Source organism: Rhodocytophaga aerolata, from assembly GCF_030503435.1.
GTDB lineage: Bacteria > Bacteroidota > Bacteroidia > Cytophagales > 172606-1 > Rhodocytophaga > Rhodocytophaga aerolata.
On the sequence record NZ_JAUKPO010000048.1, the window covers coordinates 1 to 17,033 of the forward strand.

General features: G+C 41.2%; 5 protein-coding genes. 3 read left to right on the plus strand and 2 right to left on the minus strand.

The features are described 5' to 3' along the window. Positions 1-194, plus strand: a 194-nt coding sequence (locus tag Q0590_RS33445; protein WP_302042027.1) for a hypothetical protein, incomplete at its 5' end; no start/stop codon positions are given. Here the strand turns inward: Q0590_RS33445 and Q0590_RS33450 are convergent. After that, positions 149-4,492: a DUF7619 domain-containing protein gene (locus tag Q0590_RS33450; protein WP_302042028.1), complete on the minus strand. Its 4,344-nt coding sequence runs from the start codon at positions 4,490-4,492 to the stop codon at positions 149-151. The two genes, Q0590_RS33445 and Q0590_RS33450, sit on opposite strands and share 46 nt — an antisense overlap. A 728-nt stretch (positions 4,493-5,220) precedes the next feature. Here Q0590_RS33450 and Q0590_RS33455 point away from each other — a divergent pair. Both Q0590_RS33455 and Q0590_RS33460 read left to right on the plus strand, forming a co-directional pair. Next, positions 5,221-7,512, plus strand: coding sequence for a T9SS type B sorting domain-containing protein (locus tag Q0590_RS33455; protein WP_302042029.1), 2,292 nt, complete (start codon positions 5,221-5,223; stop codon positions 7,510-7,512). A gap of 139 nt (positions 7,513-7,651) precedes the next feature. Next, positions 7,652-12,313: a DUF7619 domain-containing protein gene (locus Q0590_RS33460; protein ID WP_302042030.1), complete on the plus strand. Its 4,662-nt coding sequence runs from the start codon at positions 7,652-7,654 to the stop codon at positions 12,311-12,313. 483 nt (positions 12,314-12,796) lie between these two features. Here Q0590_RS33460 and Q0590_RS33465 read toward each other — a convergent pair whose 3' ends face one another. Continuing rightward, positions 12,797-17,014 carry a T9SS type A sorting domain-containing protein gene (locus Q0590_RS33465; RefSeq protein WP_302042031.1) on the minus strand — a complete coding sequence of 1,406 codons (4,218 nt, stop codon included), beginning with the start codon at positions 17,012-17,014 and terminating at the stop codon, positions 12,797-12,799. Positions 17,015-17,033: the final 19 nt, after the last annotated feature.

Sequence of the window (17,033 nt, forward strand, 5' to 3'; positions counted from 1 at the left end):
TGGTGAATGGAGAAGTGCTAGGACTTTGGAAACTTTCTACACATAAACAAAAAAAGCAGTACCTCTTAAAAGATAGCCCCCTATTCCTTGCTGGTTTATTCAACCAATTAATGATAGCAATTTCTATTAAAGCTGCAGCTTTTATAAACTATCTTTTCAACACTTTTTTAAGAATCATCCCTTTCTCGCAATAGAGTTTGACCACATATATTCCTGGTACTTGGGAAGATAAATCTAGCTCTTTTGTATATTTACTCATTTTACTATGAATAAGGGTTTGCTCAAATACCTTTCTTCCCAGTGCATCAGTAATCGTGATCTGTACTTGATTTCCAAGATCGGCGGGCAAGCTTAACAAAAAGTGACCGTTAGAAGGATTGGGATGTATGCTTACCTGAGCAGCTAAGTCTGGTGATATCCCGGTAGGCACATAGATAAATGGTAGTGACCAGGCTGAACTACACCCCTCGGTACCTTTTATTCTTACTGAATAGCTTCCACTTTGGCTTACTTTAATTGTTTGCGTGTGCTCTTGTAAGGTATGTCCATCTACTAACCACTCATAGGCAGATGCCTGTAAGTTGCAGGTAAGGCTATCGGCTCCTAGTTGTGAGATAATAGGTGTAGCAGGTTGTTCTACTCTGAAAATAGTTACGCTCGCTATAAGTGAGTCTGTTCCACAAGTATTAGCTGCTATACTCCATTCAAAGGTATTCTCTCCATAAGCTACGTCTTTGACCAAAGTGTAAGAGTTCTCTTTGTCCTTTATCTGTCCTGAGCCTTTTATCACCTTCCATCTGCCCTTTCCATAGACAGGTGCAGCACCTTGGAGAACGACTGTATCTTTTTGGCATATCACTCTATTTGCTCCAGCATCTACACTCATATTGGTTCTATGGCAGATCACTTGTTCTGTTATTTTAGCTTCTTCTATAACAACAGCAGGTATATCATAGATTGCATTCACAGTGGTATTGGTACGCACAGGCTCATTGTAATCAAAAAAGATGTCAGCATAGTTTCCAACTTTTGTTTTCTCTGCTAACCCTTTCTTAGGCTTAATACTCAGGCTTATATACCCATGGCTTTTCTGCTCATTGCTATTGCTGTCTGGCAAGAAGATATTATCAAAAGTAAAGGTAAGAACAGGCTGTCCTTTGCCCGAGACAGAAAGTTTATAGGGATGAGATACGATTCCCATCTTCAAGGTACTAATGTCCAAATGCTCGGAAAGTGTGTCTACCACTACTACTTTATAGGCTATATCAGTACCCGTGTTCTGAAAGCGGATTTTGTAATTGAGTGGGGTGTTTGTACAGGTATAATGATATTCAGTTACCCCACCAGGAGAGACAAGTTTATCATTAGGGTCATAGGAGTCGATGATAGGCAAGCAGTTGATAGCTACTTCCGGCTCTGCATCATCCTGGGGAAGTTGGTCTACATACCCTAAACTCACTTTCCCTTCGGTATTCGTGCCACAAGCCTCGATAGTTATATTGGTCTGTTGTTTGCTAGGATGGCCCGGGCGTTGGTCTGCTTCTAAGCGAAGCGTCTGACCATTAGCAGGAACCTGCAGTATCAAGCTATCTCCTTTGGCTAGTTTAAATTTGTAAGTAAATGCGAGTGTTGCATCCAGAAATAGACGGAATGAGGTGCTATCGGTCATACTGCTATGTCCATTGTTTAGGATAGCTACCCGCACTCTTCCATTCTCCAGGCATTTAGCTTTTAAGGTAAGATCTGATCCATCCCACTCAGGAGATAGCTCTATAGTGTTTGCCGGGGTAATCCAGGCTTTGGTACATTGGGTAAGACCCCGGATAGAGGGATTATTACACACTACCGAATCTTTGATGTAAATGCTTCCATAATGATTAGCAGCAAGAGTCCCTAAGTTGAACAGGTATGTATTTTCTTTTTCCTGCGTATAAGGGATACTGGCACTAATCAGTGCTACATATTCCGGCAGTTGTATATACACCTTCACATTCTCTGCTTCTTTATTCCCAGCGTTCTGATAAGTAACAGTTGTAGTACTGCTCATGCATCTGCGGCGGCGGTCTGAGGAGACATCTACCGACAACAGAGACTTATATTGTAGTTGATTGGCAAAATCTATTCCGCTAATTGTTGATTGGTTCTCTGTTACATGTACCTGATAGATAGGAGGATCAGTTGGACAGATTTGTTTAATTAACGATGCTTTATCTTGAGGAATTACTTGCTCGATAGTATATCGGCCTGTATCTACGGCTAGTGTATAATTACCCAAGGAATCTGTGGAGGTGAAATAATTTCCAGGTTGAGCAACTACTACCATACCAGGAATACCTTTTTCAGCTGTCTCTTTTACACAATTGCCATTAACATCTTCATAAATCGCACCTTTGACAAATTGCTGAGGTTGACTAATTTTGAAGCCTGCAAACCCATAGAATGTAATATTTGTTCCTACTATATTTTTTAATGAACCTCCCACATATAAATTATTTCCACCAATAACCATTGAAAATACGTATCCTCTCAGATCCGGATTCCAATAAGCAGGTTGCCCTGAAATAACATCTATACTTGCTAAACTGCTTCGCTTTTGTCCATTAATAGTACTAAAATTTCCACCGACATAAATCATATTTTTTGAAAAAGATAAATCATATACTTCAGGGGAATATTGTTCTCTTTCTAATATGGGGTTCCAGGAAGTAGGCTGTCCGGTGGTAGCATCAATAGCCGCTAATGCATTTCTGCTTTTCCCTCCAATAGTAGAAAATCCTCCTCCTACATAGACAATATTATTTGAATATGCCAACGTATGGACGCCCCAATCAGTGGTCGCTCCTCCAACATCTGGATTCCATGAAGAAATCTGCCCAGTAACTGCATCAATTGCGGCTAAATGATTTCGGGTATATATACCCATCCTATTAAAGCTTCCACCCACATACACTGTATTACCTGTACATGTTATTGCCACTATAGTATTAACTTCAGCATGCGTGTTACTAGCCGTGGGATTCCAGGAAGTTAATTGTCCTGTAATAGTGTTGACAGCCGCTAACCCACGCCTGCTTTGCCCTCCAAAGATGTTGAAATAACCTCCTACAAATAGCGTATTTTCTGAAAGAACTAGTGTATAAATTGTACCTGTATAATCTCTATCCTTAACATCCAGGTGCCAGGAAGTGGGCATTCCTGTAGTAGCATCTATGGCTGCAAGCCCATTCCTTTCTTGTCCATTTACAGAAGTAAACCTCCCTCCGACATATAGAATGTTTTCAGAAATGGCAATTGCATATACATATCCATTAACATCAAGGTTTGGATTCCAGGAAAGTGGTTGTCCGGAAGTAGCATCAATAGCAACTAAGTTGTTCCTAACCCTCCCTCCAGCAGATGTAAACTCACCTCCTACAAATAACGCATTTCCTGAAAGGGTAAGTGACTCTATTAGATTATTTGCATCAGTATCAGAGGGAATAGCGGACCCAGTAGTTGCATCAACAGCTACAAGATTTCTTCTAATTGTATGTCCCCCAACATTGACAAAGCTTCCTCCTAAATAAACTGTATTTGCGGATATAGCAAGACTCCGTACACTTCCAACTACAGCAGGATTCCATGTCGTTATTAACCCAGTAGCAGCATCAATGGCTGCAGCTCCATTCCTTGTTTGTCCACTGATTACAAAAAATCGTCCCGCCACATAAATTGTATTCTGGAGAATATCAATGTCCAATATACTACCGGCCACATCTGGTTTCCAAGGTAAAACTAATGCGGTAGCAGCATCCACAGCTGCTAAGTTGCTTCTACTTTGTCCGCCAATGGAGGTGAACTGCCCGCCTACATAAACTGTATTTCCTGATATAGCTAAAGTTATTACTTGTCCATTCGTATCCGGATTCCAGGAGGTAGCTAAACCGGTAACGGGATCAAGAGCAGCTAAATTATTTCTAATCTCTCCGCCAATAAAACTAAATGAACCACCTGCATAAACTGTATTACTGGATAAAATTATTGCATTCACAATACTATCTGCCTCAGGCATCCAAGCTGTAGCTAATGCAGTAGCAGCATCCACAGCTGCTAAATTGCTTCTATTTTGTCCGCCAATGGAGGTGAACTGCCCGCCTACATAAACTGTATTTCCTGATATAGCTAAGGCATTTATGGATGCACCCTGATCAGGATTCGGATTCCAATTTTTATTCAAAAATCCATCAGGTAAAATATGAGCTAAACCGTGACGGGAAACACCTTGAACGTGTGTAAATACTCCGCCAATATACCATCCTCCTCTCCCATCAGGTATGGCTATATGAACTTTTCCATCTATCTTTAAAAGAGGTTTTTTAACTAATCCTCCCTCATTTAGATTAATTTCTGCCCCTCCACCTGTATTTGGGCCAACATACGAAAATTGTCCTCCTAGATAAATAACATTGCCCTTTTGTGCAATTGCTTCAACTGTCCCATTTGTAGTAGACATTGCTGAATCAAGTTCTATTTTCTGGGCACACACTTGATGAAATAAGAGAGAAAGAAAAAGAAAAAAGTGGAAATGGATTTTTTTTGGCATTCTATTTAAAATCATACATGCTTAATACCTGTATTTACTAAAGTAGAAATTAGCATGTAATGAGGGATAGGTAGAAGCATGTAAGGTATGTCCTTGAAATATCTCTTTTCTTTGCAGCAAAATGAAGGCATTAAAAAAGATTTATCAAGATATAACTCTAATCTAATATATGATGCACAGTGTAATTAAGTAATTTATTAAATTAATTTATATATAAAAATATAGCTATCAAGCTAATATGACGATGTTGTATGGCAAATATCTAGTATAGCTAAACTAATTTCAGGTAGTAAAACCATTATTTTATTTGAGACAAATCTATGTAATAAACAAGCAAATCTATTCTGATTTTATCCGTGATAAACTTCTTTCTATCCATATATAAATTAATTTATTGAATACTTTTCTAAAGCTCTTCTATCAAGCTATTGAAATATCTTATAGAAAAATTCAGCTTAGCTTTAAATCGAAGGTATATCTTACTAATTCTAATTTGGAGATACTCTTTCCCACGAAAGAACAAGTGTGTCACTATTTGTTTTTCCTATAACTTACTAGTTAGTAAACAAATTTTTAACATGGATGCTTAAAGAACTTGTGCAGCTAGCCCTGTTTCTTCAAGCATTCTGATTTCACCAATGCGACTGCTTTACTTACTCGTATTTCTTCTCTTCATTCTCCAAAGTCAACTTGGCTATTGCCAGGTTTCCGTACAGAATCTGTACTTTAATAGCACCACTAACATTCTCAGGTTAAACTTCTCTGGCTCCTCTCCTACTCATAATTATACGGGCATTGGTTCGGGAGCTTCTATTGGAGAAGGTATAGCGCATGTGGAAGACCTAAATGGAAACCTCAAATTCTGGGTAAATGCCAGCGGGGTCTATGACAAAAATGGAACTCTTCTGCCTGGCTCTGCAGGTATCCTGGCTCATCCTTCCTCTTCAGAAATTGTCATTTGCCCCTTCCCGGCTGATCCTGCTAAATTCTACATTTTCTATAACAATCAGCTTTGCTCTGCGCTGTACTATGCTTTAGTAGATATGAACCTTCGGGGAGGCTTGGGCGAGGTAGTAAGCAAGAATATAGCAATAGATCCAGGAAACAGTTATGCCGAAGGGTTGGAAATAGTAAAGATACCCTGCTCTTCAGATTACTGGCTGCTTGCCTATCAATGCTACAGTGGTTTTAAACGATTTAAGATCGATGCCAAAGGTATTTCTTCAAGCACACTCCTGCAGACCTTCAATGCAGAATCGCACAATGGCAGAGGGGAACTGGATTTTCACCAAGGCAGATTAGCTTATGCAGTTACCTATAAAAACAAAGTCTTCCTCTCAGATTTTGATCCGGTAACAGGAGTGATCAGTAATGCAAAAACAGTAAGCTTTGCTGCTACCAATGGCCTGTATGGTATCGAGTTTTCTGCGGATGCTTCGAAAGTGTATGCTAGTGATTGGAACAACCGTAACTTCTTTGGCAATATCTCTTCTCCCAATTTGTTCAGGTACGACATAGCTTCTGGAACCTCTTCCTCTTGGACGATCCCTTACAACACGGCAAACTGCCAAAACACCATTGTAGAAGGTTTAGGACAGATAGAACTAGGCAAAGATGGCAAGCTCTATATCCCCCATGTGAATGGCTGTCAGATCACCGTTGTAGAGAATCCTAATGTGGCAACACCTACTTTCAGTCAGATAGATGTGAGCACCATCCTCTCGACAGGTGTTTCGGATCATATCCAATCAGAAGTATGGCAGGCGTTACAAATTTCTCCTGATCAAACCATTTGTGAAGGTGAACGGGTAGAACTAAGTATTCAAGGAGGAAATACCTATCGATGGAAGCCGACAACCGGATTAGATGATCCTTACTCCTCTTCACCTTCTGCTGCTCCTTTAGTTACCACTACTTATACAGTCTATGCTGAAAACCAATTTGGCTGCCTGGATTCGCTGCAAACAACTGTGCGTGTCATTGCTAAACCAAAAGTCAGCATCACTACACCGCAAGGAACTACTCTTTGTGAGGCAAGAACTGTTAAACTGATGGCTACACCAGGTTATACGTCCTATCAATGGTATTTGAATAACCAGTTGATCAGTGAGGCAACTACCGATTCTTTACTCATATCCAACGAAGGAATCTATTATGTAGAGGTCAGTGGTTCGCCAGCTTCTTGTCAGGGCATTTCATCTCAAGTAGAGATTATCCGCTCATCTACTAGTATACCTATGGTGACCATTCATGGCAAAACTCATCTTTGTGCAGGCGAGTCAACCCTTTTATCAACCCATCAGCAAAGTGGGTACTTCTATCAGTGGTTGAAAGATAATACTGCATTAGCCGGAGAAACAACTCATCAATTAACTGTTAAAGAAGCAGGAACATATCAGGTGAAAATGCAAAGCATTGGGCATTGTGAGGCAGTATCAGCGCCTATTCCCATACAAGTATATCCGTATCCTGAGATTTCACTTCCTCTAGATACTACTGTTTGCCATACTCCACTTGTCCTGACTTTGAATAAACCAACAGAGGAGTACACTTACCTTTGGTCTGACAACAGCACAGAACCTAGCTTAGAAGTAAAACAAAGTGGAGAGTATACTCTACAGGTAAGCAATGGCTATTGCATAGCTACAAGAAAAATAACGGTACAAATCTTAGATCCTGGGCAGGTAGAAATACCCAATGTGATCACGCCGAACGATGATCAATCCAACGATTTTTTTGTCGTCAAGAATGGATTTGGCAAGATCAGTTTAACCATCTATAACCGATGGGGAAAAGAAGTATTTCGGAGCAGTGAATACCAAAATGACTGGAATGCAGCAGGATTATCCAATGGGGCTTACTACTATCATCTATCCGGTCATTCTCCCTGCTTCAAGACAGCCAAAGGAATAATTAACGTGTTAAAATGAGCCCCTTCGGATTCAACTTACTTATCTCTACAATACTTGTGAACCTTTGATAATATATTATTCACTAAACCCACTTAAGTATTTAAGCATTAACTGAGGTATTGTAAATAAAATTTTAAGGTATACTTTCAATTCTTTCATGAAAAAAATTTACTTTCTTTTACTCTGTCTTTTTATTTTCCGAGCACTTCAAGCACAGGAACTGGATACCAATCTGTGGGAAACTGATGGTCAGGTCAATACAATAGTGCGTAATGGAAATACAATTTATTTGGGAGGAGCCTTTTCGTATGTTGGCCCTAATACTGGAAGTGGAGTTGTTATGAATCTTTCCGATGGCGAGTTAGATCAAACTCCTTCATTTAAAATCATAGGAAATGTAAATACATCCATACCCGATGGTAAGGGAGGCTGGTTCATAGGTGGGTCATTCACGCAAGTACAAGGGGAAGCAAGAACAGGCTTAGCACATCTCCTTCCCAATGGCATGTTAAATCAAGCCTGGAATCCTATTCTAACCAAACCATATAACTTAACTAGCACAGTAAATACGCTTGTATTATCCAATAATACTTTATTTATTGGAGGAGATTTTACCTCTATTGGAGAAGTAAATAGAAACAATTTAGCTGCCCTAGATGCTTCCACCGGAAAAGTTATAGCTTGGAATCCTAGTCCAGATCTTTATGGGCATGTGTATAGCCTTGCATTTTTTGATAATACTATCTATGTAGGAGGTGATTTTACGTCTATAGGAGGAGCTAGTCGAAATCATTTAGCAGCCATTGATGCACTTACCGGAGAAGCTACCGCCTGGAACCCTAATGCTAACTCATTGATACATACGATTACGATCTCCGGTAACACTGTATACGTAGGGGGCTACTTTTCCTCTATTGGAGGTCAAAGTAGAAATCTTTTGGCTGCACTAGATGTTACTACCGGACAAGCTACTGCCTGGAATCCTAATTTGTCTATTTCAAATAGTAGTTATGCACCTAGGGTAATCACTATAGCCGTTTCAGGTAATATTATTTATGTAGGTGGATTTTTCACAGCTGTAGGCAGAGAACGCCGAGACAATCTAGCTGCCATTGATGGAATTACAGGCCAAGCTACTGCCTGGAATCCATTAATTGGAGGATCAAAATATGATTGGGGGATTAGCAGTTTAGCAGTTTCTAATAACATTGTTTATGTAGGTGGCAATTTTACATTAGTTGGCGGAGAAAACCGGCAACATCTAGCTGCTATAGATGCGGCTACGGGTAAACCAACCTCTTGGAGCCCTATAATGAATAAAGCTGTATATAATATTTCTATTTCAGACAATACCATATTTGTTGGAGGGGAATTTACATCTGTAGATGGAGAAAGCCGGAACAATTTAGCTGCTATCGATATTACTACCGGACAAGCCACTGCCTGGAAACCTGAGTCGAATGGCCCGGTAAAGGCACTAGCATTTGCTGAGAATACACTTTATGTAGGCGGCACTTTCAATTCAATAGGCAAAGAAAGCCGGAACAATTTAGCTGCTATCGATATTACTACCGGACAAGTCACTGCCTGGAACCCGAACCCTAATACATCCGATTACAATATCGGCATTCAAAGCTTGGCCCTTGCAGGCAGCATGATATATATAGCAGGAGATTTTGCTTTTATTGGGGGAGAAAGTAGAAATAAATTAGCATCTATCCATACTGCAACAGGGCTAGCTACTACTTGGAACCCTAACCTTCATGAATATGACTATATAACAACATTAGTTATTTCAAATAAAAAACTATACGTAGGCGGTAGATTTGGTTTGATTGCTAATGAAACCAGAAATAGTCTGGCTTCTTTTGATATTACAACCGGTCAAATTACTCCTTGGAACCCTAATCTGGTAAATAGTGGAACTATAGAAGCACTCGCTATAGCAAATAACAGAGTGTATGTGGGAGGAGATTTATTATTTACAGACGTTACTGATAAATATAATTTGGCCGCTGTTGATGCTACCACCGGGAAAAACATTTCCTGGTATCCCAATCCAACCGGTGGTTTAGGGTATGTTGTAAAATTAGCTGCTTCTAATAATATAGTTTACGCAAGTGGGTTATTTACTACGATAGGTGGTCAAGAACGAAATGGATTAGCTGCTTTCGATGCAATATCCGGGCAAGTTACTTCATGGAACCCTAACCTTAACCTAGTTGGCTCAGTCAATGAAATTGCCATTTATGACTCAGTGATTTACTTAGGTGGAATGTTCCAATCTATACAAGGTAAAGGCGTATCTAACTTTGCTGCTCTCTCGAAAGATATGCATGTACCTACTTACAACCTTTTGAAAGGTACAGTTTATGAGGATACGAATGGCAATTGTGTAAAAGATGCAGGAGAAAAAGGCATTCCTAGTATGGTGGTAGTTGCTAAACCAGGAGATTTCTATGGTTTTACAGATTCCTTAGGAAACTACACATTAGCAGTAGATACCGGAAGGTACACCATTGAGCAAGTAATTTCAGAGACAAAAGCGGCTTTTATTAAACAAACATGTCCAATAACTCCCAATTCTCATTTGGTCCATTTTACTGGTTCTAATGAGAGTATTGCCAGATTAAATTTTGCTAATCAAATCGCCCTTCTCCCACAACTCTCAGTTAATGTTTCTTCTGACAGGCGAAGAAGGTGTTTTACTAATACCACTACTGTTTCCTATTGCAATAATGGTACAGCTGATGCGGCCGATGCAAAAGTATATGTACAGCTTCCGGAGTATGTGGTATTGAAAAGTGCAAATGCCGTTTATACAAAGGATACCAACAATAATTATATTTTTAATATTGGGTCTCTATCTGCTGATGCTTGTGGGAAGATTGTAATTCAAGATTCAGTGATTTGTGGCAATTCGTCTATTCGCGATCTTACTCAGTGTACGAAAGCCTGGATTACACCTGCTAATAGCAGTACCCCTTCCGGAAACTGGGATCAGTCAGATATAACCTTGAAAGCCAAATGCCTGGAGAATGGCAGGGTATATTTAGGCATATATAATTCTGGTAAAGGTAACATGGCCGATAGCAGTGCTTTCCGGATTTATTTCGATGCCCAATTGGTTTTTATGGCTAACTATAAGCTTGCCAAAGGTGATAGCCTGATCTTACAAGTACCAGCTAACGGACAAACTATGCGTTTGGAGGTTGACCAGCGTCTATATCATCCATCACGTATTCAAAGTCATATCACGATCGAAGCTTGTGGAACTAATAAACAGGGAACTGTAAGTAAAGGATATGTTAACCAACAAGTTCAAGAGGAAGAGGAACTTGAAATAGCCACTGAATGCTTGCCTATTATTGACTCCTTTGATCCCAATGATAAAACGGTTTCTCCACAAGGCATAGGTAGTGAACATTATACACCTACGAACAAAGCCTTGGATTATGTGATACGTTTTCAAAACACAGGGACAGATGTGGCCTATAAAGTGGTAGTGGTAGATACCTTATCTGAGCACTTAGATATACGTACGCTACAAGTAGGGGCAGTTTCCCATTCATATAAAATAACTGTATCAGGCAAAGGAAAACCTGTCCTTACCTTCACCTTCGATAATATTATGCTCCCTGACAGCAATCGTAACGAGCTCCAAAGCCACGGATATATTCAGTTCCGCATAAAACCCAAAGCTAATCTGCCAGAGAAGACACAGATAGACAACTTTGCCGATATTTTCTTTGACTACAATGAGCCTGTTCGCACCAATACTACTTTCAATACCATCTATGATATACCAGTGATAATTCCTTCAGGTAACATGCCTGCTATCACCATTTGTTTGCCATCAGCCAAGTCATTTGCAGGAAATAACAGATTTATCAGCAGACAAGATACAATATACATGCAAGCCGATTTACCAACTTATGGAGAAGGAAAATGGAAGCTACTAAAAGGGCAAGGTATTATTAAAGATTTAACTAATCCTGCTTCTTTAATTGCTGATATAGGATATGGAGAAAATATCTTCGAATGGAAGGTTTCTTCTAATTCTTGTGCTACTGATTCTACAGTAAGTGTAGTCACCATTAAAAGAATCTCTCCTCCTACCGTAATAACTGTAGATAGTGTCTGCGGGCAGGGAAGTATTACTTTCCGAGCAAGTGGAAGTGATACCAATCAATATCGATGGTATCATGCAAGGGACACTGCTAGTGTGGTTGCTACTGGTTCTGTATTCACAACACCAGTTCTGTCAGCAACTTCCACCTACTATGTTTCCATAACCGAGTCAGGGTATGAGACTGAAAAAATAGCTAGTAAAGCAGTTGTAAAACCCTTACCTCCAACACCTATAGTTACACAATCGTCTTCTGATAGTCTGTTTTGCAGTATAGCAGGTACCTCTTATCAATGGTTTATGAACGGCAATGCTATACCAGTTACCTCTCAGCGAATCCAAGTAAGTGAAAGTGGCAATTATACGGTAAGCGTTAGTGTGGATGAATGTACATCTCCTATGTCTGAAATATTTACCTATGAGAAAATTACTACAGGTTTGGAAGAACTATCTTTACAAATAAGAGTCTATCCAAATCCTGCTTCAGGTACTGTGTTTGTTGAACTGCCTTTAGGTTGGCAAGCAAAAGTAAGCTTACTAGATCCAATCGGGAGAACATTAATAATCCATGACTTTACAAGCATAGATCAGAAAAAAGAGATAGTTCTTTCAGGAATCAAAGCAGGTATTTACATGCTATATATAGAAACACAAAAAGGGATGGTAGTAAAAAAGCTTACTATTCGTTGATTCCTACTTATTTAGTATAAGTCTTACTTATCTATGAAAGGATTTCCATATCCAATCCAGTTTATAAGCAGAAGTAAGTTAGCTTAGTAGAATATGAGTTAAACCTTAACACTAGCAAGAGCCATCAACTTATCATTGATGGCTCTTGGTGTTCTGAGACTATAATATCTGTCCATTATTTTCCCTCCAGCTTTTCCACTAAGTAAGGCCTGTTCTTACTGCTACTTTTTGGAACGGTTTATTTTGAAGCATTTGTTATTGTAAATAGATAGGCCATTCCTGATAGTAAGTAGTGAAAGATCCTTTACCCATCTAGGTGAACTTGTTTAGCTGGAATCGTGGAAAGAGGGTAAGCCTAGCTGTCAATACCCGCAAATGGTCGTCCGTGTACAACAATGAGTATAAAACTGTATTCTTAGCTGGAATAATCAGTACGAAGAATAAAAAGAACACCAATGACTGCAACTGCCAAACAAACGAGGGTCAGTTCTTCACCAGTTTCTTTACCAGTACCCCTTCGCTCGTACTTACCTCCACCAAGTAAACGCCCCTAGCCAAATGCCTTATCTCCAGTTCCTGGTTTAGTATCGTCGTTGGCTTCTGCCAGATAGCCTGCTGCACCAATTGACCCAGGGTATTCAACAAACGTACTTCCACCCTACCCGTAGCATTGGCCACTAGTTCCACCAGAACCCGGTCCGGACTGGGATTAGGAGCAAACTTCAAAGTACCGGCTGGAATGTGAATGGAGAGATAGACCGAATCGGATGAAGCCATGCAACTTTCTTTCTTTAACTCAACGTGGTAATTACCTGTATTTCGGGCTAGGAGCCACTGCGCAGTAGCGTTAGTTAGAATTTGGTCTTCAAAGTACCATTGGTAGGCATCGGCAAGCGGAGCGATGAGTGTATCTCCTTTCATCTGCAGGGAAACCTTAGCCGGCTGAATAATGACTTGAACCGAAATGGCCTCCCCTTGGCAGCCAGCTACGGTCTGTGTGGCGTAGAAGGTGGCCGAAGTAGTGATGGCAGGTTGGAAGGCAGCGCCCGTGCTTAGCAGTTGCATCAATCGAGAATCAGCGTACCAACGAATGCCTTCTCCATTTGCTTGCAATGGTTCAATTTTTTCACCCTGACAGTACAAACGGGCAGGTCCTGTAACCACTGGCGGTGTCGGGCGGGATTGAACCCTTGCCGTCACTTTGGCAGGCTGACTTTCGTAGCCATCGATGGTTTGCGTTACATAGAAATCGCCACCCGTAGCAGGATGCAGGTTGCTGCCTTGCCCCAGTTTACGGGTCAATTGTTCGTCAGCGTACCAAATCAAGTTCGTTCCACTTGCCAAAAGAGAAATGGTTTCGCCCACACAAACTATTACTGTTGGGTAGGGAATCTCCGGAAGGGGGATTACCCGCTCCACGGTTACCCGGCTTCGGGAAATACTATCACACAGGGTAATGGTCCATTCCAGGATGTTCTTCTCTGCACCCAAATTAGTTACCATTGACTGTGGATTAGCAGGGTCAGCGATTGTACCCTTCCCGCTGATCAGCTTCCACCGGCCCCTCCCTTTTTGAGGAGCATTGGCCTGTAAAGCTGTAGTCCCAATCGTTTGCAGCAATATATCTTCGCCGGCATAGGCCTGTGTAGGATAATTCCCTTGGCAAACATCTACCGGAACACTGCTCAAGGCCTGAGGAATATCTCCGACGGTATTAACGGTTAAGTTGGTTAACACCGGACTATTGAAGTCAAAGGTGATGGCTGCCTGGTTGGTAATGGTGGTACCCAGCTCAGTTTCAGGTTTTTGGCTGATGCGGAAACGTACGTAGCCGTGGCTTTGGTGTTCGTTGCTGCTGCTATCTGGCAGGTTAATGTCTTTGAAATTCCAGGTAATAAATGGTTTTCCTTTGCCACTTACACGCCAGCTGAAAGGATGCGAAGCCGCCCCGATTTGCAAGGTAGCAATATCTAGATGTTCATCGAGTGTATCTTGAATGGTGACAGTATACGCCACATCAGTGCCCGTATTCTGGAAGCGAATCAGGTACTCCAGCGTTTGCCCCTTGGCAATAATATGATTTTGTCCTACTCCCTGCGGACTTACCTGCTTGTCATTGGGGTCATAGCTGTCAAGGATTTCAAGGCAGGAAAGGGCTGTTTCTTCTGGCATATCATCCGGTGGCAACTGATTAACAAATCCTTTACTGATGTTCACCTTATCCGCACCACCACAACCTTCAAGTGTGATGCTGGGCCGGCGATTACTGTTGGGATGATAAGGCCGAAGGTCAGCTTCCAGGCGGATAGTCTTGCCATTAACTGGTACTTCAAGCGTTAAACTGTCCTTGCTTGCCAGCTTATACTTGCTTTCAAAAACCTTCACAGCATCCAGGTAAATGCGGTAGAAAGCAGAGTCAGCCATCGCACCGGTGCCGGAATTGAGCAGGGTGAGTCGCACAAAGCCATTGTCCTTGCAGAGGGCTTTCAGTTCCAGATCCGACTTATCCCAACGCGGATCAGGTGTGGGAGAGCCGTTCTTTGGAGTAATGATTGCCTTTACACACTGGGTCAAACCGCGAATAGCTTCGTTTCCGCAGAAAACCGAATCAATAAGAGTGATAGTACCTTGTTGACCGGGCTGAAGGGTGCCGATGTCGAAGATAAGCAGCGAGTCCTTTTGGCTACTCCAGGCCGTGCTTGAGGAGAGGGGAATAACGTACTTTGGATAAGTGACTTGTACCTGTACGTTGGAAGCCGCCATATAGCCATCATTGCGGTAGTGAACGGTGGTGTTGCTGCGGAAACAGCGGCGACGGCGGTCAGTGGCTACCTCTACCCGCAGTGAAGGAACTTTAGTAACCTGGTTGCCAAAGTCGAAACCGGTGGTATCCTGTCCGGTATGATTAAAAATCAATTGATAAGTATCTGGTAGCTGGGGATAACTCTGCTTAATCCAAATGCTTTTGCCATCATCTGGAAGTTGCTGGCTTACTGTGAAGTTCCCTTTATCTACATACAATATATAATTTCCCAAGCTGTCAGTAGAAGTGTAATAAGGTCCAGGTTCTGCTTTTATAATAATATTTCCCAAGGGTTTATCAGATACATCCTTTTTCCCGTCACCGTTTTCATCTTCATAAACATTGCCCCGAATCATATTATTGGTGTACTGAAAGCCTATTTCGGCTACATCAAGCACAACGTTATTTTGACTAATATAAACCCCTGATGGGACTGGTACAGGCTCAACATTTATATTTCCAAATTGCGATTTGCCGTGGTATTCACCTACCGCATATATGTGGCCGCCCCTTGCAGTCAGATCGCGAATATATACGCCACTATCCCCTTTGGCTACTACTGCCCACCCAAAGTTTCCGTTTGTATTAAATTTTGCTATGAATGAATGATAAAACTTTGTCTGCTCACTGTTTAGAGTAAGTTCGTCATCCAATCCTTTATTAAAGGTAATGTGTTTGTGGTAAGGGCCTGTTAAATACAGATTAGTTTGCCCATCAGAAGTAATTTTAGGCCCAAAATCATTAGAATTCGCGTCAAAGCCCTTTAACCAAACTAAGTTACCATCCTGATTAAACCTTGCTACAAATACTTGCTTGGCTGGAAGACTCATTTGATTTAGCTTGCCCGCCTCAAAGGTGACACTATCAGTATGATATCCACTCATATAAACGGCACTGCCGGAAAGGTCGGTGGTTATTCCAGAACAAATAGCCCAATTGGTATTTCCATTTGTCTGGGGTTTTCCACCTGATCCTATCTGCTTTGCCCAGGCAAGTTGACCATCCAATCCATATTTTGCCAAAAATATGTTTGTAATCGTATTGGTTTTCAAAACCAATTCCTGGTTATCTTGTTCAAAGGTAGCCTGGTTATAAAAACTTCCGCCAAGGTATACATTGCCTGGGGTATCCATTGATACAAAACGATAATCTCCTATCGTCCCCGTCCCGGTTCTAAACCACAGCAGTTTACCCGTAGTGTTATATTTTGCAAGGTAAAAATTATTAGTATTCCACCGGAAAGGAATAGAATTGTTTTCATCAAAACTTACCCCGTTTTGAGGAAAGCTACCAACAACACACACATTTCCATTTCTATCCGTAGCCAAAGCTGTCCCGGGCGTGTGGGAGTGCTTGAAGCTTTTCCCCCAAAGCAATTCTCCTTGATTATCGAATTTTACTAAAAATCCCACTTGAAAGTTGTCCGGATTGCTTAATCGAACCTCTTTATGGATTCCTTTAAAGGTAACTGAAGTATCAGAAATGTAACCTGTCAGGAAAAAATTACCCATCTTATCAATTGAAAGACCTTTAAGTTGACCTGACCTTTCCGCATTGAGGCTACCTCCTCCAATGTACCTTGCCCATATAACCTGCCCAAGCTTATCATACTTAGCGACATAAAAACCACTATTTGGAAAATACATTGGAGCTGTACCATCGATGTTCACTTTGGTGGAATCCCTTACTCCTCCCGCCACAAAAACGTTTCCCTGTGTGTCGGTTCCAACTAGATCAGCCCAAGCAGAAGTCAAGTTGAGGTACTGCCGGTCCTTCACCCTCTTCCATTCGGGAACGGGGGTAATCTTTTTCACCCACTCGAAGTCCTGTCCCAAACTATTTTCTGGTAACAGCCAGCAGGCAAGTAGTACACAAAAGGCCAAGTATAGTTTCCTCATAAACTTGAGAATTAATAAG

Excerpts from the sequence above, each read along its gene's own strand:
- Q0590_RS33465 (WP_302042031.1), bottom strand. The coding sequence starts at position 17,014 with ATGAGGAAACTATACTTGGCCTTTTGTGTACTACTTGCCTGCTGGCTG.
- Q0590_RS33455 (WP_302042029.1), top strand. The coding sequence starts at position 5,221 with ATGCGACTGCTTTACTTACTCGTATTTCTTCTCTTCATTCTCCAAAGT.
- Q0590_RS33450 (WP_302042028.1), bottom strand. The coding sequence starts at position 4,492 with ATGTCTACTACAAATGGGACAGTTGAAGCAATTGCACAAAAGGGCAAT.
- Q0590_RS33460 (WP_302042030.1), top strand. The coding sequence starts at position 7,652 with ATGAAAAAAATTTACTTTCTTTTACTCTGTCTTTTTATTTTCCGAGCA.